Annotated in this window: 18 protein-coding genes; 3 read left to right on the plus strand and 15 right to left on the minus strand. The window is 66.9% G+C overall.

Annotated elements, in window-relative coordinates; genetic code table 11:
* Window positions 1–154: 154 nt before the first annotated feature.
* The 3 genes from lpxO to IB228_RS07080 all read left to right on the plus strand — a co-directional run bounded on the left by lpxO (window position 155) and on the right by IB228_RS07080 (window position 4,433).
* A complete protein-coding gene (gene lpxO / locus IB228_RS07070; RefSeq protein ID WP_183639069.1) occupies window positions 155–1,069 on the plus strand; it encodes a lipid A hydroxylase LpxO in 915 nt (304 codons plus the stop codon).
* Window positions 1,070–1,254: 185 nt separating this feature from the next.
* The gene (ettA, locus tag IB228_RS07075) at window positions 1,255–2,919 is read left to right on the plus strand and encodes an energy-dependent translational throttle protein EttA (RefSeq protein ID WP_183639071.1); all 1,665 of its coding nucleotides are present in this window, start codon (window positions 1,255–1,257) and stop codon (window positions 2,917–2,919) included.
* Window positions 2,920–3,119: 200 nt separating this feature from the next.
* On the plus strand, window positions 3,120–4,433 hold the full coding sequence (locus tag IB228_RS07080) for an NCS2 family permease (RefSeq protein WP_183639073.1): 1,314 nt from the start codon (window positions 3,120–3,122) through the stop codon (window positions 4,431–4,433).
* Between the two features lie 134 nt (window positions 4,434–4,567).
* Here IB228_RS07080 and def read toward each other — a convergent pair whose 3' ends face one another.
* The 15 genes from def to IB228_RS07155 form a co-directional block, all read right to left on the minus strand.
* Entirely contained in the window at window positions 4,568–5,095 is a 528-nt protein-coding gene (gene def / locus IB228_RS07085) for a peptide deformylase (RefSeq protein ID WP_183639075.1), read from the minus strand.
* The gene (gene pncB / locus IB228_RS07090; protein ID WP_183641193.1) at window positions 5,092–6,273 is read right to left on the minus strand and encodes a nicotinate phosphoribosyltransferase; all 1,182 of its coding nucleotides are present in this window, start codon (window positions 6,271–6,273) and stop codon (window positions 5,092–5,094) included. The genes def and pncB overlap by 4 nt, the downstream gene beginning before the upstream one ends.
* A gap of 93 nt (window positions 6,274–6,366) precedes the next feature.
* Window positions 6,367–7,212, minus strand: a complete 846-nt coding sequence (locus IB228_RS07095) for a glycosyltransferase family 2 protein (protein WP_183641195.1) — start codon at window positions 7,210–7,212, stop codon at window positions 6,367–6,369.
* On the minus strand, window positions 7,208–8,053 hold the full coding sequence (locus IB228_RS07100) for a glycosyltransferase (RefSeq protein ID WP_183639077.1): 846 nt from the start codon (window positions 8,051–8,053) through the stop codon (window positions 7,208–7,210). The genes IB228_RS07095 and IB228_RS07100 overlap by 5 nt, the downstream gene beginning before the upstream one ends.
* Window positions 8,050–10,248 (minus strand): type II secretion system secretin GspD, encoded by a 2,199-nt coding sequence (gene gspD, locus IB228_RS07105; RefSeq protein WP_183639079.1) that lies wholly within the window; start codon window positions 10,246–10,248, stop codon window positions 8,050–8,052. The genes IB228_RS07100 and gspD overlap by 4 nt, the downstream gene beginning before the upstream one ends.
* A 9-nt stretch (window positions 10,249–10,257) precedes the next feature.
* On the minus strand, window positions 10,258–11,049 hold the full coding sequence (locus tag IB228_RS07110) for a general secretion pathway protein GspN (RefSeq protein WP_183639081.1): 792 nt from the start codon (window positions 11,047–11,049) through the stop codon (window positions 10,258–10,260).
* A complete protein-coding gene (gene gspM / locus IB228_RS07115) occupies window positions 11,039–11,692 on the minus strand; it encodes a type II secretion system protein GspM (protein WP_183641197.1) in 654 nt (217 codons plus the stop codon). Before gspM ends, IB228_RS07110 begins: the two co-directional genes overlap by 11 nt.
* Window positions 11,682–12,821, minus strand: coding sequence for a PilN domain-containing protein (locus tag IB228_RS07120; protein ID WP_225562310.1), 1,140 nt, complete (start codon window positions 12,819–12,821; stop codon window positions 11,682–11,684). Before IB228_RS07120 ends, gspM begins: the two co-directional genes overlap by 11 nt.
* Window positions 12,818–13,669, minus strand: a complete 852-nt coding sequence (locus tag IB228_RS07125; RefSeq protein WP_183639083.1) for a type II secretion system protein GspK — start codon at window positions 13,667–13,669, stop codon at window positions 12,818–12,820. Before IB228_RS07125 ends, IB228_RS07120 begins: the two co-directional genes overlap by 4 nt.
* Window positions 13,666–14,310, minus strand: coding sequence for a prepilin-type N-terminal cleavage/methylation domain-containing protein (locus tag IB228_RS07130; protein WP_318287722.1), 645 nt, complete (start codon window positions 14,308–14,310; stop codon window positions 13,666–13,668). Before IB228_RS07130 ends, IB228_RS07125 begins: the two co-directional genes overlap by 4 nt.
* Entirely contained in the window at window positions 14,307–14,729 is a 423-nt protein-coding gene (locus IB228_RS07135; protein WP_183639086.1) for a prepilin-type N-terminal cleavage/methylation domain-containing protein, read from the minus strand. Before IB228_RS07135 ends, IB228_RS07130 begins: the two co-directional genes overlap by 4 nt.
* Entirely contained in the window at window positions 14,726–15,208 is a 483-nt protein-coding gene (locus IB228_RS07140; RefSeq protein WP_225562311.1) for a GspH/FimT family pseudopilin, read from the minus strand. Before IB228_RS07140 ends, IB228_RS07135 begins: the two co-directional genes overlap by 4 nt.
* A gap of 15 nt (window positions 15,209–15,223) precedes the next feature.
* Entirely contained in the window at window positions 15,224–15,667 is a 444-nt protein-coding gene (gene gspG, locus IB228_RS07145; protein ID WP_183639087.1) for a type II secretion system major pseudopilin GspG, read from the minus strand.
* Window positions 15,668–15,753: 86 nt separating this feature from the next.
* Complete coding sequence (locus IB228_RS07150) at window positions 15,754–16,971, minus strand: type II secretion system F family protein (RefSeq protein ID WP_183639088.1); 1,218 nt, start codon at window positions 16,969–16,971, stop codon at window positions 15,754–15,756.
* Between the two features lie 57 nt (window positions 16,972–17,028).
* Entirely contained in the window at window positions 17,029–18,873 is a 1,845-nt protein-coding gene (locus IB228_RS07155) for a family 43 glycosylhydrolase (RefSeq protein WP_192197976.1), read from the minus strand.
* Between the last annotated feature and the right edge of the window lie 11 nt (window positions 18,874–18,884).

The following is an 18,884-nucleotide window of genomic DNA, read 5'->3' on the forward strand; positions in this document are numbered from 1 at the left end:
GATAAGACTTGAAATATTAGCCCACGGGCGTATGGCGGCCAACTCGGACAGGTGCCACCAGGCCCGTTCTGCCCGACAATGGGCGGATTCGCCCGACCGCGACCCCGCCGCCCGACCCGCCAGCCCCTCCGCCAGCCGGTCCCCTCCCCACTGGATGCCCCCGACCGTGAAATGGGTTCTCGTCTTCCTGTTCGTCGCTTGCGCCGTCTACGTGCACTTCCGCGGACGCGTGCGTCATCGCCTGGGCCGGCAGCTGCTGGACCACTCGACCTTCATGGCGCCCATCAACGTGCTGATGTACGCCTGCTCGCGGGTGCCGACCACCCCGTTCCTGGACCCGGACAAGCATTTTCCCGAGTTGGCGCCGCTGCGCGCCCGCTGGCAGGAAATCCGCGCCGAGGCCCGGCACCTGCGTGAAATGCAGCAGATCAAGGCCGCCGACGGCTATACCGACGTCGGCTTCAACTCGTTCTTCCGGCGCGGCTGGAAGCGCTTCTACCTGAAGTGGTACGACGACGCCCATCCGTCCGCCGCCGAGCTGTGCCCGGCCACCACCGCCCTGCTGCGCGAGCTGCCGGGGGTGAAGGCCGCCATGTTCACCGAGCTGCCGCCGGGCAGCGAGCTGCGGCCGCATCGCGACCCCTACGCCGGCTCGCTGCGCCTGCACCTGGGCCTGGAAACCCCCAACGACGATGCCTGCTTCATCGACGTGGATGGCCAGCGCTACAGCTGGCGCGACGGCGAATGGACCATGTTCGACGAGACCTACATCCACAGCGCCCGCAACGACAGCGCCGGCAACCGGATCATCCTGTTCTGCGACATCGAGCGGCCGATGAAGTACCGCTGGGCGGCGGCGCTGAACCGCTTCGTCGCCCGCAACCTGATTGCCGCGGGCGCCTCGCCCAACCAGGAAGGCGACAAGACCGGCGGCTTCAACCGGGCCTTCAAGTACTTCTACGCCCTGCGCCTGAAGAGCAAGGCCCTGCGCGAGCGCAGCAAGGGCCTGTACTACACGCTCAAGTACCTGGGCGTGGCGCTGGTGGTGGCCCTGATCATCTGGATCTGAGCCGGCCCCGGCCGTTTCCGCGCCGCCGGCTCCAGCCGTTCCTGGCCTGAACGGCCGGCGGGGAAAGCCCGGCCGGCCCCTTCCGCGCTGGCAACGCGCCCCCACCCTGCGGGATAATCCCCGTCTTCCCGCCCTGTCCCAGGCCATCCGGCCGGGCTCGGCGCGTCCCGGTTCCGGAGAGCCCCATGTCGCAATACATCTACACCATGAACGGTGTAAGCAAGATCGTTCCTCCCAAGCGCCAGATCATCAAGGACATCTCGCTGTCGTTCTTCCCAGGCGCCAAGATCGGCCTGCTGGGCCTCAACGGTGCCGGCAAGTCCACCGTGCTGAAGATCATGGCCGGCGTGGACACCGACTTCCAGGGCGAAGCGCGTCCGCAACCGGGCATCAAGGTCGGCTACCTGGCGCAGGAACCGGAACTGGATCCGAACAAGACCGTGCGCGAAGCGGTCGAGGAAGGCGTCGGCGAAGTGCTGCAGGCGCAGGCCGCGCTGGACGCGGTGTATGCCGCCTACGCCGAGGAAGGCGCCGACTTCGACAAGCTGGCCGCCGAGCAGCAGCGCCTGGAAGCGATTCTCGCCGCCGGTGACGCGCACATGCTGGAGCAGCAGCTGGAAGTGGCCGCCGACGCGCTGCGCCTGCCGCCGTGGGACGCCATCGTCGGCAAGCTGTCCGGCGGCGAGAAGCGCCGCGTCGCGCTGTGCCGTCTGTTGCTGCAGAAGCCGGACATGCTGCTGCTCGACGAACCGACCAACCACCTGGACGCCGAGTCGGTGGAATGGCTGGAACAGTTCCTGGCCCGCTACACCGGCACCGTGGTGGCGGTCACCCATGATCGCTACTTCCTCGACAACGCGGCCGAGTGGATCCTGGAACTCGATCGTGGCCGCGGCATTCCGTGGAAGGGCAACTACACCGACTGGCTGGTGCAAAAGGAAGAGCGCCTGAAGCAAGAAGAGAACCAGGAAAAGGCGCGCCAGAAGGCGATCGCCAAGGAACTGGAATGGTCGCGCCAGAACGCCAAGGGCGGCCGCTCCAAGGGCAAGGCGCGCCTGGCCCGCCTGGATGAACTGCAGTCGGTCGACTACCAGAAGCGCAACGAGACCAACGAAATCTTCATCCCGCCGGGCGAGCGCCTGGGCAACAGCGTCATCGAGTTCAAGAACGTCTCCAAGAAGTTCGGCGACCGCCTGCTGATCGACGACCTGAGCTTCCTGGTCCCGGCCGGCGCCATCGTCGGCATCATCGGCCCGAACGGCGCCGGCAAGTCGACCCTGTTCAAGATGATCACCGGACAGGAGAAGCCCGACTCCGGCACCATCAACATCGGCCCGACCGTCAAGCTGGCCTACGTCGACCAGAGCCGCGACAAGCTGGAAGGCAACCACAACGTGTTCCAGGAAGTCTCCGGCGGCTTGGACATCCTCAACATCAACGGCGTGGAAATCCAGTCGCGCGCCTACATCGGCCGCTTCAACTTCAAGGGCCAGGACCAGCAGAAGCTGGTCGGTTCGCTGTCCGGTGGTGAGCGCGGCCGCCTGCACATGGCCAAGACCCTGCTGCAGGGCGGCAACGTGCTGCTGCTCGACGAACCGTCCAACGATCTGGACATCGAAACCCTGCGCGCGCTGGAAGACGCGTTGCTGGAATTCCCCGGCAACACCTTCGTGATCTCGCACGATCGCTGGTTCCTGGATCGCATCGCCACTCACATCCTCGCCTTCGAGGGCGACTCGCACGTGGAATTCTTCCAGGGCAACTACCGCGAGTACGAGGAAGACAAGAAGCGCCGCCTCGGCGCCGAAGGCGCGCAGCCGCATCGCCTGCGCTTCAAGGCACTGAAGTGACGATTCGGCCCGTGGCCGGCAACGGCCACGGCTTTGCCGAACCGCCATCCCCGCGAAAGCGGGGATCCATCGTCCACCGGCAATAAATCCCGAAGGGCCGGATTCCCCCGAATCCGGCCCATTCTTTTTTATCCCAACTCGCCGGGCATCCGTCGCGGCACGCGCTGCGGTACCCTGCCCCCGGATGAAGAGGTAGCCCCATGTCCATCGATCGCCTGTTCCGCCTGAGCGAGCACGGCACCAGCGTCCGCACCGAACTGCTGGCCGGCGCCACCACCTTCCTGACGATGTCCTACATCGTCTTCGTCAATCCGGAGATCCTCTCGACCACCGGCATGGATGCGGGCGCGGTGTTCGTCGCCACCTGCCTGGCGGCCGCGCTCGGATCGCTGATCATGGCGTTCGCCGCGAACTTCCCGGTCGGCATGGCGCCGGGCATGGGCCTGAACGCGTTCTTCGCCTTCACGGTGGTCGGTACGGCCGGCCTGCCTTGGGAGCAGGCGCTGGCGGCGGTGTTCATCTCCGGCCTGGTGTTCCTGCTGCTCAGCCTCACCGGCGTACGCGCCTGGCTGGTCGCCGGCATCCCGCCGTCGCTGCGCGCGGCGATCGTCGCCGGCATCGGCCTGTTCCTGGCGATCATCGCGCTGCAGAAATCGCAGGTCATCGTTGGCAATCCGGACACGCTGGTCGCATTGGGAACGCTGCATTCGCACGAACCGCTGCTGGCGCTGGGCGGCTTCCTGCTGATCGCGGTGCTGGAAGCACGTGGCGTGCGCGGCGCGATCCTGATCGGCATCCTGGTGGTGACGGCGTTCGCCGGACTGCTCGGCCATGTCGATTACCAGGGCATCGTCGCGGCGCCGCCCAGCCTGGCGCCGACCTGGCTGCAACTGGATCTGCCCGGCCTGCTGCATCGCGACGACGGCACGCCGATCGCCGTGCTGTTGCAGGTGGTGCTGGTGTTCGTGCTGGTGGAAGTGTTCGACGCGACCGGCACGCTCTACGGCGTGGCCGGACGCGCCGGCCTGCTGAAACTGCCGGATGGGCAGAAGCGTTTCGGCCGCGCCCTGCTCGCCGACAGCGGCGCCATCATCGCCGGTTCGCTGCTGGGCACCAGCAGCACCACCGCCTATGCCGAAAGCGCATCCGGCGTGCAGGTCGGCGGACGCACCGGCCTGACCGCGTTGGTGGTGGCGCTGCTGTTCCTGGTAGCCCTGCTGTTCTCGCCGCTGGCGGCGATGGTCCCAGGCTACGCAACCGCGCCCGCGCTGCTCTACGTGGCCGGCCTGATGCTGCGCGAACTGGTCGACGTGGACTGGAGCGATCTGACCGAATCGGTGCCGGCCGCGCTGTGCGCGCTGGCGATGCCGTTCACCTACTCCATCGCCAACGGCCTGGCGTTCGGCTTCATCGCCTACGCAGCGCTCAAGCTCGGCACCGGCCGCTGGCGCGAAGTGCATCCGGCGGTGTGGCTGGTGGCCGGGTTGTTCATCCTGCGCTACGCGTTGGCGTAGGGTGACGATGTTGTTTTGCGGAAACCGGCGGAAGAGCTCGCGGCCGGAGGCCGCTCCTACCCTGGGTTTTACCTTCGCGGTGTAGGAGCGCCGTCCCGGCGCGAGCCTTTGGCGGATATCCCGGCCCCCTTGCTTCAGTCGTCGCCTTGCAAACCGGGGAACAGGATCTCGGTATAGCCGAACTGGCTGAAGTCGCGGATGCGCGAGGGATACAGCCGGCCAATCAGGTGGTCGCACTCGTGCTGCACCACCCGCGCGTGGAAGCCTTCGGCCTCGCGATCAATGGGATGGCCCTGTGGATCAAAACCGCGATAGCGAATCGCGCGATGGCGCGGCACCACGCCGCGCAGGCCCGGCACCGACAGGCAACCTTCCCAGCCATCCTCCATTTCGTCGGACAGCGGTTCTATGACGGGATTGAGCAGGATGGTGCGCGGCACCGGCGGCGCATCCGGATAGCGATCGCTGTTGTCAAAGCCGAAGATGACCAGTTGCAGGTCCACGCCGATCTGCGGCGCGGCCAGGCCGACGCCGCTGGCCGCAGCCATGGTCTGGAACATGTCGGCGATCAGTGCGTGCAGTTCCGGGGTATCGAACCGTTCCACCGGGTTGGCAATCTTCAACAGCCGCGGGTCACCCATTTTCAGGATGGGATGAATCATGTCGTTTCCTCCACGTCCGGCAGTTCAAACACCTGCCGCAGATAACGCACGTAGCCTTCGTCCTCGCACATGCTCTTGCCGGGCGAATCGCTCAGCTTGGCGACCGGCTGGCCGTTGCAGCGGATCATCTTGATGACAATCTGCAAGGGTGTCGGCCCCAGATCGTTGGTCAGGTTGGTACCGATGCCGAACGCCAGCCGGCAGCGGCCACGGAAGCGCTCGTAAAGCCGCAGCACTTTCTCGACGTCCAGGCCATCGCTGAAAACCAGCGTCTTGGTGCGCGGATCTATGCGCATCCTTTCAAGGTGCGCGAGGATTTCCTCGCCCCACTGGAGCGGCTCGCCCGAATCGTGGCGCATGCCGTCGAACAGTTTGCAGAAGTACAGATCGAAATCGCGCAAGAACGCCTTCAGGCCCACCACGTCCGACAACGCGATCCCCAGATCGCCGCGATATTCCTTGGCCCAGATATCGAAAGCCACCGCCTGCGAATCGCGCAGGCGCGGACCCAGTGCCTGGAATGCCTGCAGCCATTCGTGCGCCATCGTGCCCAGCGGGGTCATGCCGTATTCGCGCGCGAAGTACACATTGCTGGTGCCGACGAATTGCGCCCCCAGCCCAGCCTTGAGAATCGGCAGCACGCGCGCATGCCAATCCCGCGAGTAACGGCGCCGGGTGCCGTAGTCGGCAATGACGCAATCCTCGCCGCCTTCGCGCAGACGCGCGATCTTGGCATCCAGCCGGCGTTCGCCTTCCGCGACGTCGGCGACGCCCGCATGGCGGAACCAGACCTCGTTGATGATCGCCAGCAGCGGCACCTCGAACAGGATGGTGTGAAGCCAGGGACCGACGATGTCGAGTTCGATTTCCCCGGGAATCGTCGGTGAGACCCGCAACCGGATGTATTTGCGATCCAGGTGGAACAGGCCGAGGAAATCGGCGAAATCCGACTTGATGAAACGCAGCCCGCGCAGATAATCGAGTTCATCGGTCCGGAAGCGCAGCGTGCACAACGCATCGATTTCCGCGGAAATCTCATCGAGATGGTCCGCCAGCGGGACGCCCGGCGTGCGGCACTTGAAGCGGTACTGCACCTGCGCGGCCGGATAGTGATGCAGGACCGCCTGCATCATCGTGAACTTGTAGAGATCGGTATCGAGCAGCGAGGTGATGATCATCGGGCCGGGCCGTGCGGGAGCGCTGTCAGCATACTCCACGCGCTCCAGGCGCATGCGCCGTGTCCGCCGCCGCGACGACAGGCCCCGGCGGGGTCAGCGACGACGGAACAGCAACCGCAGCGCCACCGTCGCGAAATGCGCCCAGATCGCACCGAATACTCCGATGCGCACTCCCAGGCCACGCTGGCTGGCCTCGAACTTGCTGAAATACCGCCACAGGCCCCGATGCTTGTGCCACTCCACGAAGAACGGCCGCGCGCGACTGGAGACACCGCGGATATGCACCACGCGCACGCGGTTGGCCACGGCCACCAACGCGCCGGCCATACGCGCGCGCCGGCACAGATCGAGATCCTCCGCGTGCAACCGATAGCCCTCGTCGAACCCGCCAAGCCGGCGGAACAGCGAACGCGGCATCACCATCAGCGCGCCGGAGAGTGCTTCCAGCGGTTGCAGCGCCTGCGCATCGTCCACCTCCACACCCAATCGCGAGGCGGCGCCCGGCGCGGTCAGCATCGCGGCGAAATCCGGATCGCGGCGACGCGCGGCGGTGTCTCGAATCCCTGCTTCGTCCACCAGATCCGCACCCAGCAACGCTTCCCCACCGGTGGCGGCCGCCAGATCGCGCAATCGGGCCAGGGTATCCGGCAACACCTGCAGATCCGGATTCACGAACGCCAGCCAGGGCGATGCCGAATCGTCCGCGCCCTGGTTGCAGCCGACCGAGAAGCCCGGATTGTCCGGGTTGGCGACGAAGCGTACGCGCGGATCCGCCAGCGCGTGGCGCTGGACCACGCTCACGGTGTCGTCGCTGGATGCATTGTCCACCACCCGGATTTCCGCCACGTCCACCGCATCGCGAAGGCGCTGCAGGCAGTCGTCGATGGTGCTGGCGCTTTCGTGGGTGACGACGATCGCGGCGATGGCGCGCGAATCAATCGAAGAGTTCACGTTGCGGTTCCGGCGCGCCGGCCTCCAGGTAAAGCGATGTCAGTTGCTCGCGCAGCGTGCGCACGGGGTCTTCCATCAGGAAATTCGCGAGCCGCGCATGCCAGGCCGGCCAGCGCGCGTTGATCGTGTCCATGTCACCGTCGGCGGGCAAGCCTTCGCCCCCCCGCGCCACGAAGGCGGTTTCGCACAGCGCGTTGCGCCAGCCGAGGCCGGAAAGACGCAATGAAAGATCGATCAGCGCGGCGTACCAGGACGCATAACTGCTGGCATCCAGTCCCCCGGCCCGCTTGCGGGCGCTGCCGCGGATGGCGACGGCGTGGGCGACGCCCGCGGGAAGTTCCGGATGCATCGGAGGCATCGCCGCGCAGGCATGCGCGGTACGCTCGAAATCAGCGGGTGGGGCCGAGATCTCACCGAGACGCGGCCACGCGGCGGCCTCGCCCGCATTGCACCAGGGCGTGGCGGTGGCGATGGAAGCATCGCGCGCCAGGCAGGCGGCCAGCTGCTGCAGCCAACCCGGCAGTGGCTGCGCATCCGGCGCGAGGACCACCACGTCCGCATCACCACAGGCCCGTAGCATTTCGTCCAGATGCGCGACCTCGCCGACCGGGCGCGGGCGCCGCGTGTAGTCCGCCTGCAAACGGGTGCGCTGCAGCCAGCGCTCGACGATGGCCAGTCCGCGCGGACCGGCTTGGCCGTCGTCGGCGAGCCAGATCCGCGTGCCGTCGGGCGTGCCCGCGTCCAGCGAACCCAGGCAGGCGTCCAGCGCGTCGTCGTCCGCGCCTATCGGCAGCAGGATGATGGGCAGGGCGGCTGCGGCTGCGCTCACTTATTGTCGGGCTGGTTCAACGGCTTCATCGCCCGGAAGCGCTGGCCGTACTCGTCGGTCAGATCTCTCGCTTCCTGCGGATCGCGGATGATGGTCGGGGTCAACAGAATGATGACTTCCTGACGGTTGCGGTTCTGACGCTGCGAGCCAAACAAGGCGCCAAGCACCGGAATCTTGCTCAGGCCCGGTATGCCCGAAGAGCCCTTGTCGAGGCTGTCGCTGATCAGGCCGGCCAGCATGATGGTATCCCCGCTACGGACTGCGGCTTCGGTCTTCATCCTGCGCGTGTCGATGTCGACGTTGCATGAGCGGCCGGTGGTACCACCGCAGGTGGCCGGGCGGGAGCCGGGCACGCTCAGTTCCTGGACGATGTCGAGGAACACCATGCCGTCCCGCGCAATGCGCGGACGAACCTTCAGCAGCGTACCGGTATCCAGGTACTGCACCTGCGAATAGGTATTCGTGTTCTGGCCGTTATCGATCGTGACGGAATCGATCGGAATCCGGGTACCGACATTCAGGGTGGCTTCCGCGTTATTGCGGATCAACAGGGATGGCGTCTGGAGCAATTGCACATCCGTGGCCTGATCAAGCGCGCTGATGATGGCGGCCGCGTTGTTACCGAGGAACGTCCAGCCGATACCGGTATCCGGACGAATGCTGCCACTGATGGAACCCCAGATGCGACGTCCCAGGGCACTGGGAAGAGCCGGGTCGGTCTCCTGGGTCACTGCGTTCTCGAAGAACCAGGAAACGCCATAGCTCAGCTTGCCTGTCAACTTGACTTCCGCAACCTGCGCTTCGATGTGGACCTGCATGGGCATGACGTCGAGTCGTTCGACGACTTCCCTGATCGATTTCCATGCGCTCGCACTGGAACGCACCAGCAACGTATTGGTTTCCTCCACCGCCGCGACACCTACGCGGTCACCGTCGATTTGCAGGGTCAGGCTGGCGTTGCCATCGGACCGCGGCCCCAGACTCAGGTTGCCTCCGCCCAGGGTGCCGCCGGTACTGCCACCCGTCCCTCCGGTACCGCCGAAATCAACGCTGCTATTGCGGTCGTCCAGGCCACCATCGTTGATCTGGACCGGATCCGTTCCCGGCATCAGCGAGGCATTGCCGTTGCCGCCGGTGGTATCGCCGCGGTTTCCGCTGCCGGAACCGAACACCTCCGCCAGCCGCTGCGCCAGGTCCTTGGCCTTGATGTACTTCAGTTCGTACGAATACAGCCGCGCGCCCTCGCCCGCGCTGTCGATGCGTTCCAGCCACTGCTGGATCTGATCCAGGTAGGCTGGCTGCGGGGTGATCACCAGCACGGCGTTGGCGCCTTCCAGGGGCATGAAGCGGAACATGCCGGCGCTCGGGGTCTTGCTGGTTTCGCCGAACACCTTTTCCAGATCCGCGACCACCTTGGTGGCTTGCCCGGTTTCCAGCGGGAACACGCCCACCGACATGCCCGAGAGCCAGTCGACATCGAACACCTCGACCGTGCGCAGGTAGTTCTCCAGCTCCGTACGCGTACCGGCCAGGGTGATCAGGTTGCGGGTGGTGTCGATGTTGACGATGGCGTTGGGGCGCGCATAGGGCTCCAGCACCTTCTTCATCTCGGTGGCGCCGATGAAGCGCAGCGGCACCACCCGCACCTCGTAGCCGCGCGCGTTGGCGGCGCCGCCGGTGCGCGGGGCGACCGTGCCGACCATCGCCTGCTCGGCCGGCATGATGTTGTAGCGGCCGTCGCTGTAGACCATGCGCGCGTTGTTCTGCGCCAGCACCTGTTCCAGCAGGGTCATCGCCTGCGCTGGCGACACCGGCTTGGGCGTGCCCAGGGTGACCGTGCCCTGCACGCCGGGCGCGATCACGTAGTTCTGGCCGAGCATGTCGCCAAGGATGGCCTTGACCACCGCGTGCACGGATTCGCCTTCGAAGTTGAAACTGGCCGAACCCGAACTGGCGCCGCCCAGCGACGGCATCGGCGCCGCCGCCGCGCCGCGGTTGATCATCTGGCCGCTGCCGCGGCGGATGACCGGGCGGGGACCGCTTTCGGGTTCCTCGGTTTCAGCCAGTGGCGAGGTCTGGGCGGTACCCGGGGTGGCCGGGGTCTCTCCGGCGCGCCGGACGTCCGGCGTGGGCGCGGTGGCGCAACCCGCCAGCAGGCCCAGGCAAACGGAGAACAGGAATAGGCGTGACTTCATGCCGGCACTCTACTGATTCGGATTTGGGGTATATGCGGGCGGGTACGCTTCATCGCCCTTTTGCTGCTGGCGCATCTGCGCGCGTCGCGCCTCGATGCGTTTACGAATCGCTTCCATTTGCTGTTCGGTTGTCATCGCCGGTTGCTCGGCCGGTTCTTGCGGCTGTGCCGGCTTGGCTGGCGGAACCGCAGGCACACCGCCGGCGATGGGTTGCGCGGGGGCATTGCCTCCCGTGGGCGGTCCCACAGGCACCGGCACGGGAACCGGTGGCGGTGTGCCCGATACGCTCGGCGGCTGGCCGCCAGTGCCGTCAAACACCCTCAATTCCAGCGTACGACGTCCTTCAGGTCCTTCGAACACCGCCGCACGCGGCTGCAGATCCACCAGCTTCCATTGGGGAGCAGCATTCGCCGCCTCACCCTGCTTGATCCGGATTCCCTCACCGCCCTGACTGGGTTGGAGAATGGCCATGTGCAGTCCTGGCGTCATCAACACGCTGGTCAACACGTAATCGAAACCAGAGGGCTGCGCGTCCGCGTCCCCCGTCAGGTAGAACGGCTGTGGGCGTCGGCTTTCATAAAAGGGGGGGCGCTGAGTGAACTCAGTGTACTGCCCAAGCACTCCCATCCCCTGTGGCGAAGTCTTCGGCAGTGCCGGCAACCGCGCCGCACCGGCCGGGTCGTCCGCCAGCGGAGTAATGCGGCTACCCAACCCTGCCTGAGCCAAGATGGCAACCAGCACCGTCCAGCCGGTCACTGCGGCCAGCAGCAACGTGCGCGGTCCCGTCGATTCAATGGACATCGCCATTCTCCGGCGCCTGCGGCAGCGCTACCGCGGCGGGCACGGCTGGCGAAGCAGCTGCTACCACGCCCGGCTTCAGGTAGCCGTACAGTTCGAAAGTAACATCGAGGCCTCCCGTTCCACCTTCTGGGGCCATATAGGCGTAACTGCTCGAAAGAATGCCCAAATTGTCGACGAACAAGCGCGGGCTGCCAGACTCCAGCGCATGCAGCACCACCAGCAGTTCCGGAGTACCGCAACGCAGGCGGACCTGCACCACCACCCGAGTGAAGCGCTCGCCGGTAGCCTGAGGCAGCGGTGACTGGTTGGCGATTCCGCAGCTGCGGTTGCCCGGGCTGGCCTCCTTGACCACGCCCTCCAGTCGCTGAACCAGACCGGCGGTGGCCAGTTCCATGCTGGCCTCTTCGAGGAAACCTGGCCGTTGTGCCTGCTGGGCCAGTGCGGCCGCCAATTGCTTCTCCACCTCCGGTGCCTGTTGCAACTGCGTGCGCACACGAAGTTCGCGCTCACGCAACGCCTGGATGCGTTGATCCACCTCGAGCATCGGCTGCGTCCACCAGGGATGGACCAGGACCATGTATCCCAATAGGAGGACTGCCGCTAACAGGCCCAGCGCGAGCCATCGGTCGCGACTAGTCGGCACGGTCGCCATTCGACCCTCCCGTGGTGGGTGCGGGGGGCGCCGTCGCGCTCACGAGTTGAGCAGTCAATGTGAACCGATCACGGCGCCGCGTCTGGTCCGGCTGCAGCGCGCCGCTCAAGGCGGGAGAACGCCACAGTGCGGAGCCCTGTAGCTTGGCAACCAGCGAGGAAGCTTCTGAACTCAAGCCGATGAGAATCAACCGATCACCTTCGATCGACATCTTTTCTAGGTACGTGCTGTCCGGCAGGCGCCGGCTGACCTCGTCCAGCACCTCGACCGCGGTCGGCCGCTGTGCGCGTGCCCTCTCCAGGGCGTTCATGCCTTCGACCAAGTCAATCAACTGCTGTCGCTGGCCCGCCACTTTTCGCGCCTGCTCGGTGCGCGTGCGCAATGAGGCCTCGAACCGGTCCGCCGCTTCGCGTCGGTTCTGCAATACGGTCCAGGCGGAAAACAACACCGCCGCTATTGAGAGCGAGCCCAGGGCCAGATGCCAGCCACGCATTGGCGCCTGCCGCACCCGGCGGTCAACGGGTGCCAGCAGGTTCACCCCGAGCGGCCGCCCGTCGGTACCGGATACATCAACGCCACCGAGTTCGTCAGCCAGCCCTCCGAGCGGTGCCAGGACAGCACCGAAGCGCTGCCGCGGAATCACTACCAGATCGACATCGAGCTGCCCATCTTCACGCCGCTGACGCAGACTGGCGTCATAGCAGACATCGTCCGCGCCGAAAGGGGTCTGCCGATCGATCTCGAATCGCACCACGTCGCGCAGCCTGTCCGCCGCCGCCGCGGGCAACACCAGCGTCCGCCGCAGCACCGCGTCGGCCGGCAGCAGCAGCCAGCGTGGCAGTCCGGCCATGCGCTTGCCGAGCAAGCCATCGAGATCGCCGGCTTCCAGCGGCAACGGCAGGCTGGCCAGCTCACGCACGCCTTCCGTGCTCTGCCACGCCAGCACCACTTGATCGTCCTGCTGGCCGAGCAGCAGGCGATCCTGGGTAAGCCCCAGCAGCGAGCGCCAGCGGTGCGGCAACCAACTGGCCAGCGCCCTGCCCCACCATCCGAGCAGCCCACCGGCTCCCGGCAACAGGCGCGCGCGCAGGCTGTCCATGCTGTCGCGGATCGTGCTCATGGCGGTGCAGTTCCTTCTTCCCAGCGCAAAACGGTGTATGCCATCCCCGGCACGGGACCACCGCCGGCCCGTATCACCGCGCGCAGCGTCGCTTCCCGTCCATCGCGAAGCGTCGCGTGGCTCTCGATACTATACGTGCCGCTTCCGCCGCCGGCGAGTTGGGCCCCGGCCTGGTCGGAGGGCAATGCACGCTGGGTGAGGATCCGTTCGGCGTCCAGGCCCATCGCGACCAGCACCGGTCCGGGCGCGTAATTGGCATCCGGCAAGGTGCGGCCGGAGTACAGGGTCAGGTAGGGCGCCAGCCGCTCGTAGTACTCGGACGTCATGCCCAGGACCTGCTGCAGTTCGGCCACGCTCTCGAACGGCGCGTCCTTGGCGCCGTATTCCAGGCCGGCCGCGGCGTAATCCGGATCCTCGGCGCCACCGCGCGGCTGTCCGAGCGAATCGGCATCGCGCCAGTCGAGGATCGCGGCGGCCAGCTGCGGTGCGGTTTCCTCCGGCACGCCGCGCACCCGCAGCAGTTGTTCCAGCAGGCGGATGTCGGCCTGGTTCAGATCGACCTTGCCGCTTTCGTCGATCGCATTGATCCGCAGGCGGCTGCCGGAAAACATCCAGTCGTAGCCACGTCCATCCGGCATCCAGCGGGTCTGCGGCTGCTGATCGGCAATCCGCACCAACGCGTAGTCGATGCCGGCACGGGCCAGTTCGCGGGCGACGGTGCCGTCCCGCGCAACCTGGCCCTGCAGCGATTCCATCCGCGCGGTCACCGCGAACGCGCCGATCAGCGCCGCCAGCAAGGCGGTCAGCCACAGCACCAGCAACAGCGCCGCGCCGCGTTCGCGCATCACAGGCCTCCCGGCGGCTGCGCGCCGCCCCCTGCGCCGCCCTCGCTGTGCACCAGGGTGACGATCAGTTCCGGCCAGCGCGCGCCGGCCTCGGTTTCCACCTCCACCGCCACCTGCAAGGGCAGGATTTCCGCGGTGCGCCAGGCTTCCTGCCACGGGCCGGGCTGCCCCTTCTCGTCCAGGCCGCGATAGCGGAAACGCGCGTTGCGCAGGCCGTCGGCCATCAGCTCGGGGGCGATGGGGTCCGGCGTCTCCACCGCCTGGCCGGCCTGCACGACCGCGAACCGTGCCATCAGGCGTCCCCGTTCGTCGAAGGTCAGGTCGTACAGGTGCGGTCCGCCCCGACCGAGATAGTTGGGCAGATCCGCGACGAAGCGGATGCGCCTCGGCTCGCCAAGGAAACGCGACTGCCGGAACGTGGCCGGATCGGTGGCGAACACCACCGGCAACGCGGTGCCGATGCGCTGGCGCAGGAAACCTTCCACCGCACGCGCGCGTTCGTTCTGCTGCGCGCGAATCTCGCCGCGCTCGACCATCGTGGTCGATGCGCGCACCGTGGCGAAGGCCAGCGCGAGTCCCGCCGCCAGCAGCACCAGCGCCAGCAGCATCTCCAGCAGGGTGAATCCATGCGCGCGGCGGCTCACGGCACGCTCCGGCTGCGATTGGGATCCGGCGGCACCAGCCGCAGCGTGTCCCATACGATCCGTTGCCGTGGCTCGTCGCCCCAGCGGGTGATCAGGCGCAGGCGCAGCAGTTCCGGCGCCGAAGGATCCCGAATCGGCGTCAGTGCCTTGATCGGATCGTCATACGGCGCGATCTCCAGTTCCCAGCGATAGCGGCCGTTCTCGAACTCGCCCTCGCGGCGGCCCGGCTGCAGGAACTCGCCCACGCCGATCTGCGCCAGCAGCGACTGGGTGTGCAGCGAGGCGCGGGTCGCGTCGTCGGCCGCGCGGATCTGACGGGTGGCGCCGGACAGGGAACCCAGCAGCAGCGTCAGCGCGAGCGCCATCAGCGCGAACGCCACGATCACCTCCAGCAGGGTGAAACCATGCGGACGCCTCATGTGCCGCCGCCCCCGCGGACCACCTGCACTTCGCCGGTCAGCCAGGCCACGTCGATGCGCCAAACGGCCTGGCCGCTGCTCAGCCGGATCTGGCCACCGCTGGAACCGCCGTCATGGAAGAACATGATCGCGCCCACGCCCGGCTTGGGCTGGACCTGGCGCGCGCCGACAAAGGCGATGCCCAGCGACGCCGGCACCGTGCCGCGATGCCGGTTGGGGGCCTGCCAGCGGCGATTTTCCGGATCGATGACGAAACGCTGCGGTTTGCCGGTCGCCATCGCCTGCGCACGCGTGTAGCGCAACTGCGCGGCGATTTCGCGCGCCTCCGAACGCAGGCGCATGCCGTCCAGTCCACCGGTCAGCACCATCGCCGCCAGCGTGCCGGCGATGGCGATCAGCATCACCACCAGCAGCATTTCCAACAGCGAAACGCCGCGGGCATCACGCGGCGCTCGGAAGGAAGTGCGAAGGCCGCGCATCGCGCCGTATCCGGCTTACTGGAACCGGATGTCGGCGTCGTAGCTCTCGCCGCCGGGTTTGCCGTCCTTGCCGTAACTCATCAGATCGAACGGCTGGGATTCGCCCGGCGCCCGATATTCGATCACATGGCCCCACGGGTCCTTCAGTTCCGCCGGCTTGGCGTAGGGCCCCAGCCAGCCCGCCGCATTGGTCGGCGCCGTTACCAGATCGTCCAGCCGCGACGGCAGGCTGCCGGTGTCGAGCTGGTAGTTCTCGACCTTGCCGGCCAGGGTCTGGATCTGGGTCTTGGCGAGATTGGCCTTGCCGCGATCGGCGCCGCCCAGCAGGCGGCTGCCGACCAGCGCCATGATCCCGCCGATCAGGATCAGCACGATGATGATTTCCAGCAGGCTGAAGCCGGACTGTGAGGCCGGCGAACGGAAGCGGGGGCCGGAACGGGTTCGGAAGGGCTGGCGCATCGGTGTATTCCTGTTGTATGCGTTGATGAAGTGAGGGGAAAAAGTCTGGTGGATGGTGCCTGAACCGGTTGTTCGGCCAACCGGGCTCAGCCGATGGCGTTGGTCAGACCATACAACGGCAACAGCACCGCCAATATGACCAGGCCCACGACCAGCGCCAGCACCAGGGTGATGACTGGGACCAGCAGCGCCAGCAGTCGTTCCATGGCCTGCCCGGTTTCCTGCTCGAAGGTATCGGCGGTCTTGAGCAGCATGCTGTCCAGCGCGCCGGATTCCTCGCCCACCTGGATCATCTGCAGCGCCAGGCGCGGGAACCGCTTGCCCTTGCCCAGTGAGGCGGCGAGCCCGTGGCCGTTCTTGACCTGGTCGGCGGCGGCGTCCACGTCCGCCCACAGCGCCCGGTTGAACAGCACGTTGCGGGAGATGCCCAGCGCGGCCAGCAGCGGCACGCCGTTGCGCAGCAGGGTGCCGAGGGTGCGCGCCAGGCGGGCCGTCTCCAGCCGTGCCACCAGCGGGCCGACCAGTCTCCGTTCGAGGATCCAGCGATCGAAACGATCACGGAACGCCGGATCCCGGCGCTTGCGGTCGAACCAGAGCAGCAGCACGGCGGGCACGGCAATCAGCACGAACCAGGCCTGCTGCACGAACGCACCCGTCGCCATCACCCCGCGGGTGAACCAGGACAGCTCGACGTCCAGGCTCTCGTACATCTGCGAGAACTGCGGCACCACGTAGCCCAGCAGGAACAGCAGCGCGAACCCGACCACCACCACCAGGATGGCCGGATAGATCAACGCGTTGATCACGCGACCGCGCAGGTTGCGGCTGCGTTCCAGGTAATCGGCCAGCCGGGCCAGGGTGTCCTGCAGGCTGCCACCGGCTTCGCCGGCGCGGACCATGTTGATGTAGAGCCGGCTGAACACGCCATGCTGGCGTTCCAGCGCCACCGACAACGGCGCACCGCCGCGGACCGCGTCGCGCACGTCGGCGATGATGTCGCGCGCGCGCCCTTCTTCCGGCATGTCCAGCAGGATCGACAATGCCCGATCCAGCGGCTGCCCGGCGCCCAGCAGGGTCGCCAGCTGTTGGGTGAACTGGACCAGGCGATCCCCGGCCAGCGGCTGCTGGCGCAGCAGTCCGCGCAGCGAGGTGCCCCCGCGGACGTCGGCCGCCAGGCGCGCCTCGACCGGCAGATGCCCCTGCTCCTGCAGGCGCGTCGCCACTTCGGCGTCGCTGGTGGCCTCCATCTGGCCTTCCAGCAATTCGCCGCGCGGGTTCAGGGCCTTGTAGCGGTACAGGGGCATCGGCAGGGGCTTCCTTGGCGTCCGAGCCCCTAAGCATACGCGCGCAGGATTTCCGCGCTACGGGATCGGAACCGTTTCGCTCAGGGAAGAGACCCCGTTCTCATCGAATGCCTCGACCGCGACGTGATAGGAAACGCCCGCGTTCAGTGCCCGGACCTCCAGCCGTGCCGGCTGATGCGCGAACACCTGGTAGGTGGAATGCAGGCGATCCGGCGCGATTCCCCAGCGCACGTTGTAGCCCACCGCGCCGGTCACCGGATGCCATTGCACGGTCACCTGGCGCGGATCGGCGTCGCGCCTGGCCTGCACGCGTTGCGGGGTCGCGGGGGATTTTCCGTCTGCATTGCCGAACACCCGCAAATCGCTGATCGCCAGGTGCGCGGCGCCGACGTGGCCATGCACGTAGCGCACGTGCCGCGCGCGCACCGGCGCGGCCAGGGGCAGGTAGGCGTTGGGCCGATCCCGGCGCGCTCCGTCGGTGGCGGCCAGCGGCTGCCAGTGGCGGCCGTCGAGCGAGTACTCCAGGCGGAACTCGGTATAGATGTCATCCGAATCGCCATAGAGTCCGGACTGGTAGTCGGCGAAGTTGACCTGCACCGCGCGCACGCTGCGCTCGCCGCCCAGATCCACGCTCAGCGTCTGTCCGGCCGCATTGTCCGCGGCAACCCAGAACGTGCGCGGATTCTCGTCGGTGGCGTTGGCCGCGGCGAAATCCTTGTGCACCGACGACGCGCTGGCGCGCTTGCGGTAGGACAACAGCATCCAGCCGGTGAACAGGCTTTCCGGATCGGCGTTGGCGGCATCCGGCACATAGTGGGGGAAGTCGCCGAAGCGCGTGGACACGGACATCTGCCCGTCCGCGCCGAACGCCGCCGGGAACATCGCGATCCGCCGCTCGAAGGTCCAGTTGTAGCCAATCCAGGGCGTCCCGGTGTTCCACCAGTTGCCATGCGCATCCTGGAAGGTGGAGCCGTGTCCGGCGCCATGCACGAACCCGCCGGGCTTGTAGCCCACCGGGTTGTAGGGCGCGTACTCGAACGGTCCCAGCGGACCGTCGCCGACATAGACGCCGGTCGCGTAGGCGTTGTATTCGGTGCCGGGCGCGCCGTATTGCAGGTAGTAGCGGCCGCCGACCTTGTTCATCCACGCGCCCTCGATGTAGGTGGGGCTGTTCTCCTCGCGATGGTCCTGGCCGAAACGCTCCCAGCCATGCCGCTTCGGATCCAGCAGGATCAGCGCGCGTGGCTTGCCGATGTAGCGCATGCCGCGATCCATGTCGAGCTCGATGCCGTAGAGCGGAAACGTATCGGAAGATCCCCAATACAGGTACCAGCGGCCATCGTCGTCCTTGAAGAACGACGGATCCCAAGGTCCAGGCGGAACCTCGGTGGGTTGCGGGTCACCGACGCGCCAGGGTTGCATGAACTGATCCATGCCGGGACGCACCGCGTTGGGAAGCTCCGGCGTCCGGCGGGTGAAGAAATCGAAAACGCCATGTTCCGGGTCACGGCTGACCAGCACCGCGCCGGGACCGAACATCGAGCGCATCAGCAGCAGGCGGTCGCCATCGGAAATCGCCGCCGGCGCGACCATGCTGTCGAAGGGCCAACGACTAGGTTCGATGAAACGCCAATCCACCAGATCGGTCGAACGCCAGTAGCCGTCGGCCAGGGTCTGGAACAGGTAGTAGGCATCGCCATGCCGGACCACCACCGGATCGGCGCCGGTGCGATAGGAGATCTCCTGGTTCAACTGTTCGAAGTTGTAGCGGTAATCGATGTCGATCGGATTGGCATAGGTCTTCCTCCCCTCGGGCGCCGGGGACGACCCGGTCGCCTGGGCCGCCGCGGCCAGTGAAAACAGCAGGGCGCCGGCCAGCCGGCGGAAAACGGTGCGCGCCACGACTCCTCCAG

The organism is Pseudoxanthomonas sp. PXM04, from assembly GCF_014851695.1.
Lineage (GTDB): Bacteria > Pseudomonadota > Gammaproteobacteria > Xanthomonadales > Xanthomonadaceae > Pseudoxanthomonas_A > Pseudoxanthomonas_A beigongshangi.

Coding starts and splice junctions, on each gene's coding strand:
- IB228_RS07135 (WP_183639086.1), bottom strand. CDS start 14,729: ATGAGGCGTCCGCATGGTTTCACCCTGCTGGAGGTGATCGTGGCGTTC.
- IB228_RS07110 (WP_183639081.1), bottom strand. CDS start 11,049: ATGTCCATTGAATCGACGGGACCGCGCACGTTGCTGCTGGCCGCAGTG.
- pncB (WP_183641193.1), bottom strand. CDS start 6,273: ATGATCATCACCTCGCTGCTCGATACCGATCTCTACAAGTTCACGATG.
- lpxO (WP_183639069.1), top strand. CDS start 155: ATGCCCCCGACCGTGAAATGGGTTCTCGTCTTCCTGTTCGTCGCTTGC.
- gspG (WP_183639087.1), bottom strand. CDS start 15,667: ATGCGCCAGCCCTTCCGAACCCGTTCCGGCCCCCGCTTCCGTTCGCCG.
- IB228_RS07120 (WP_225562310.1), bottom strand. CDS start 12,821: ATGAGCACGATCCGCGACAGCATGGACAGCCTGCGCGCGCGCCTGTTG.
- gspD (WP_183639079.1), bottom strand. CDS start 10,248: ATGAAGTCACGCCTATTCCTGTTCTCCGTTTGCCTGGGCCTGCTGGCG.
- IB228_RS07150 (WP_183639088.1), bottom strand. CDS start 16,971: ATGCCCCTGTACCGCTACAAGGCCCTGAACCCGCGCGGCGAATTGCTG.
- ettA (WP_183639071.1), top strand. CDS start 1,255: ATGTCGCAATACATCTACACCATGAACGGTGTAAGCAAGATCGTTCCT.
- def (WP_183639075.1), bottom strand. CDS start 5,095: ATGATTCATCCCATCCTGAAAATGGGTGACCCGCGGCTGTTGAAGATT.
- IB228_RS07080 (WP_183639073.1), top strand. CDS start 3,120: ATGTCCATCGATCGCCTGTTCCGCCTGAGCGAGCACGGCACCAGCGTC.
- IB228_RS07140 (WP_225562311.1), bottom strand. CDS start 15,208: ATGCGCGGCCTTCGCACTTCCTTCCGAGCGCCGCGTGATGCCCGCGGC.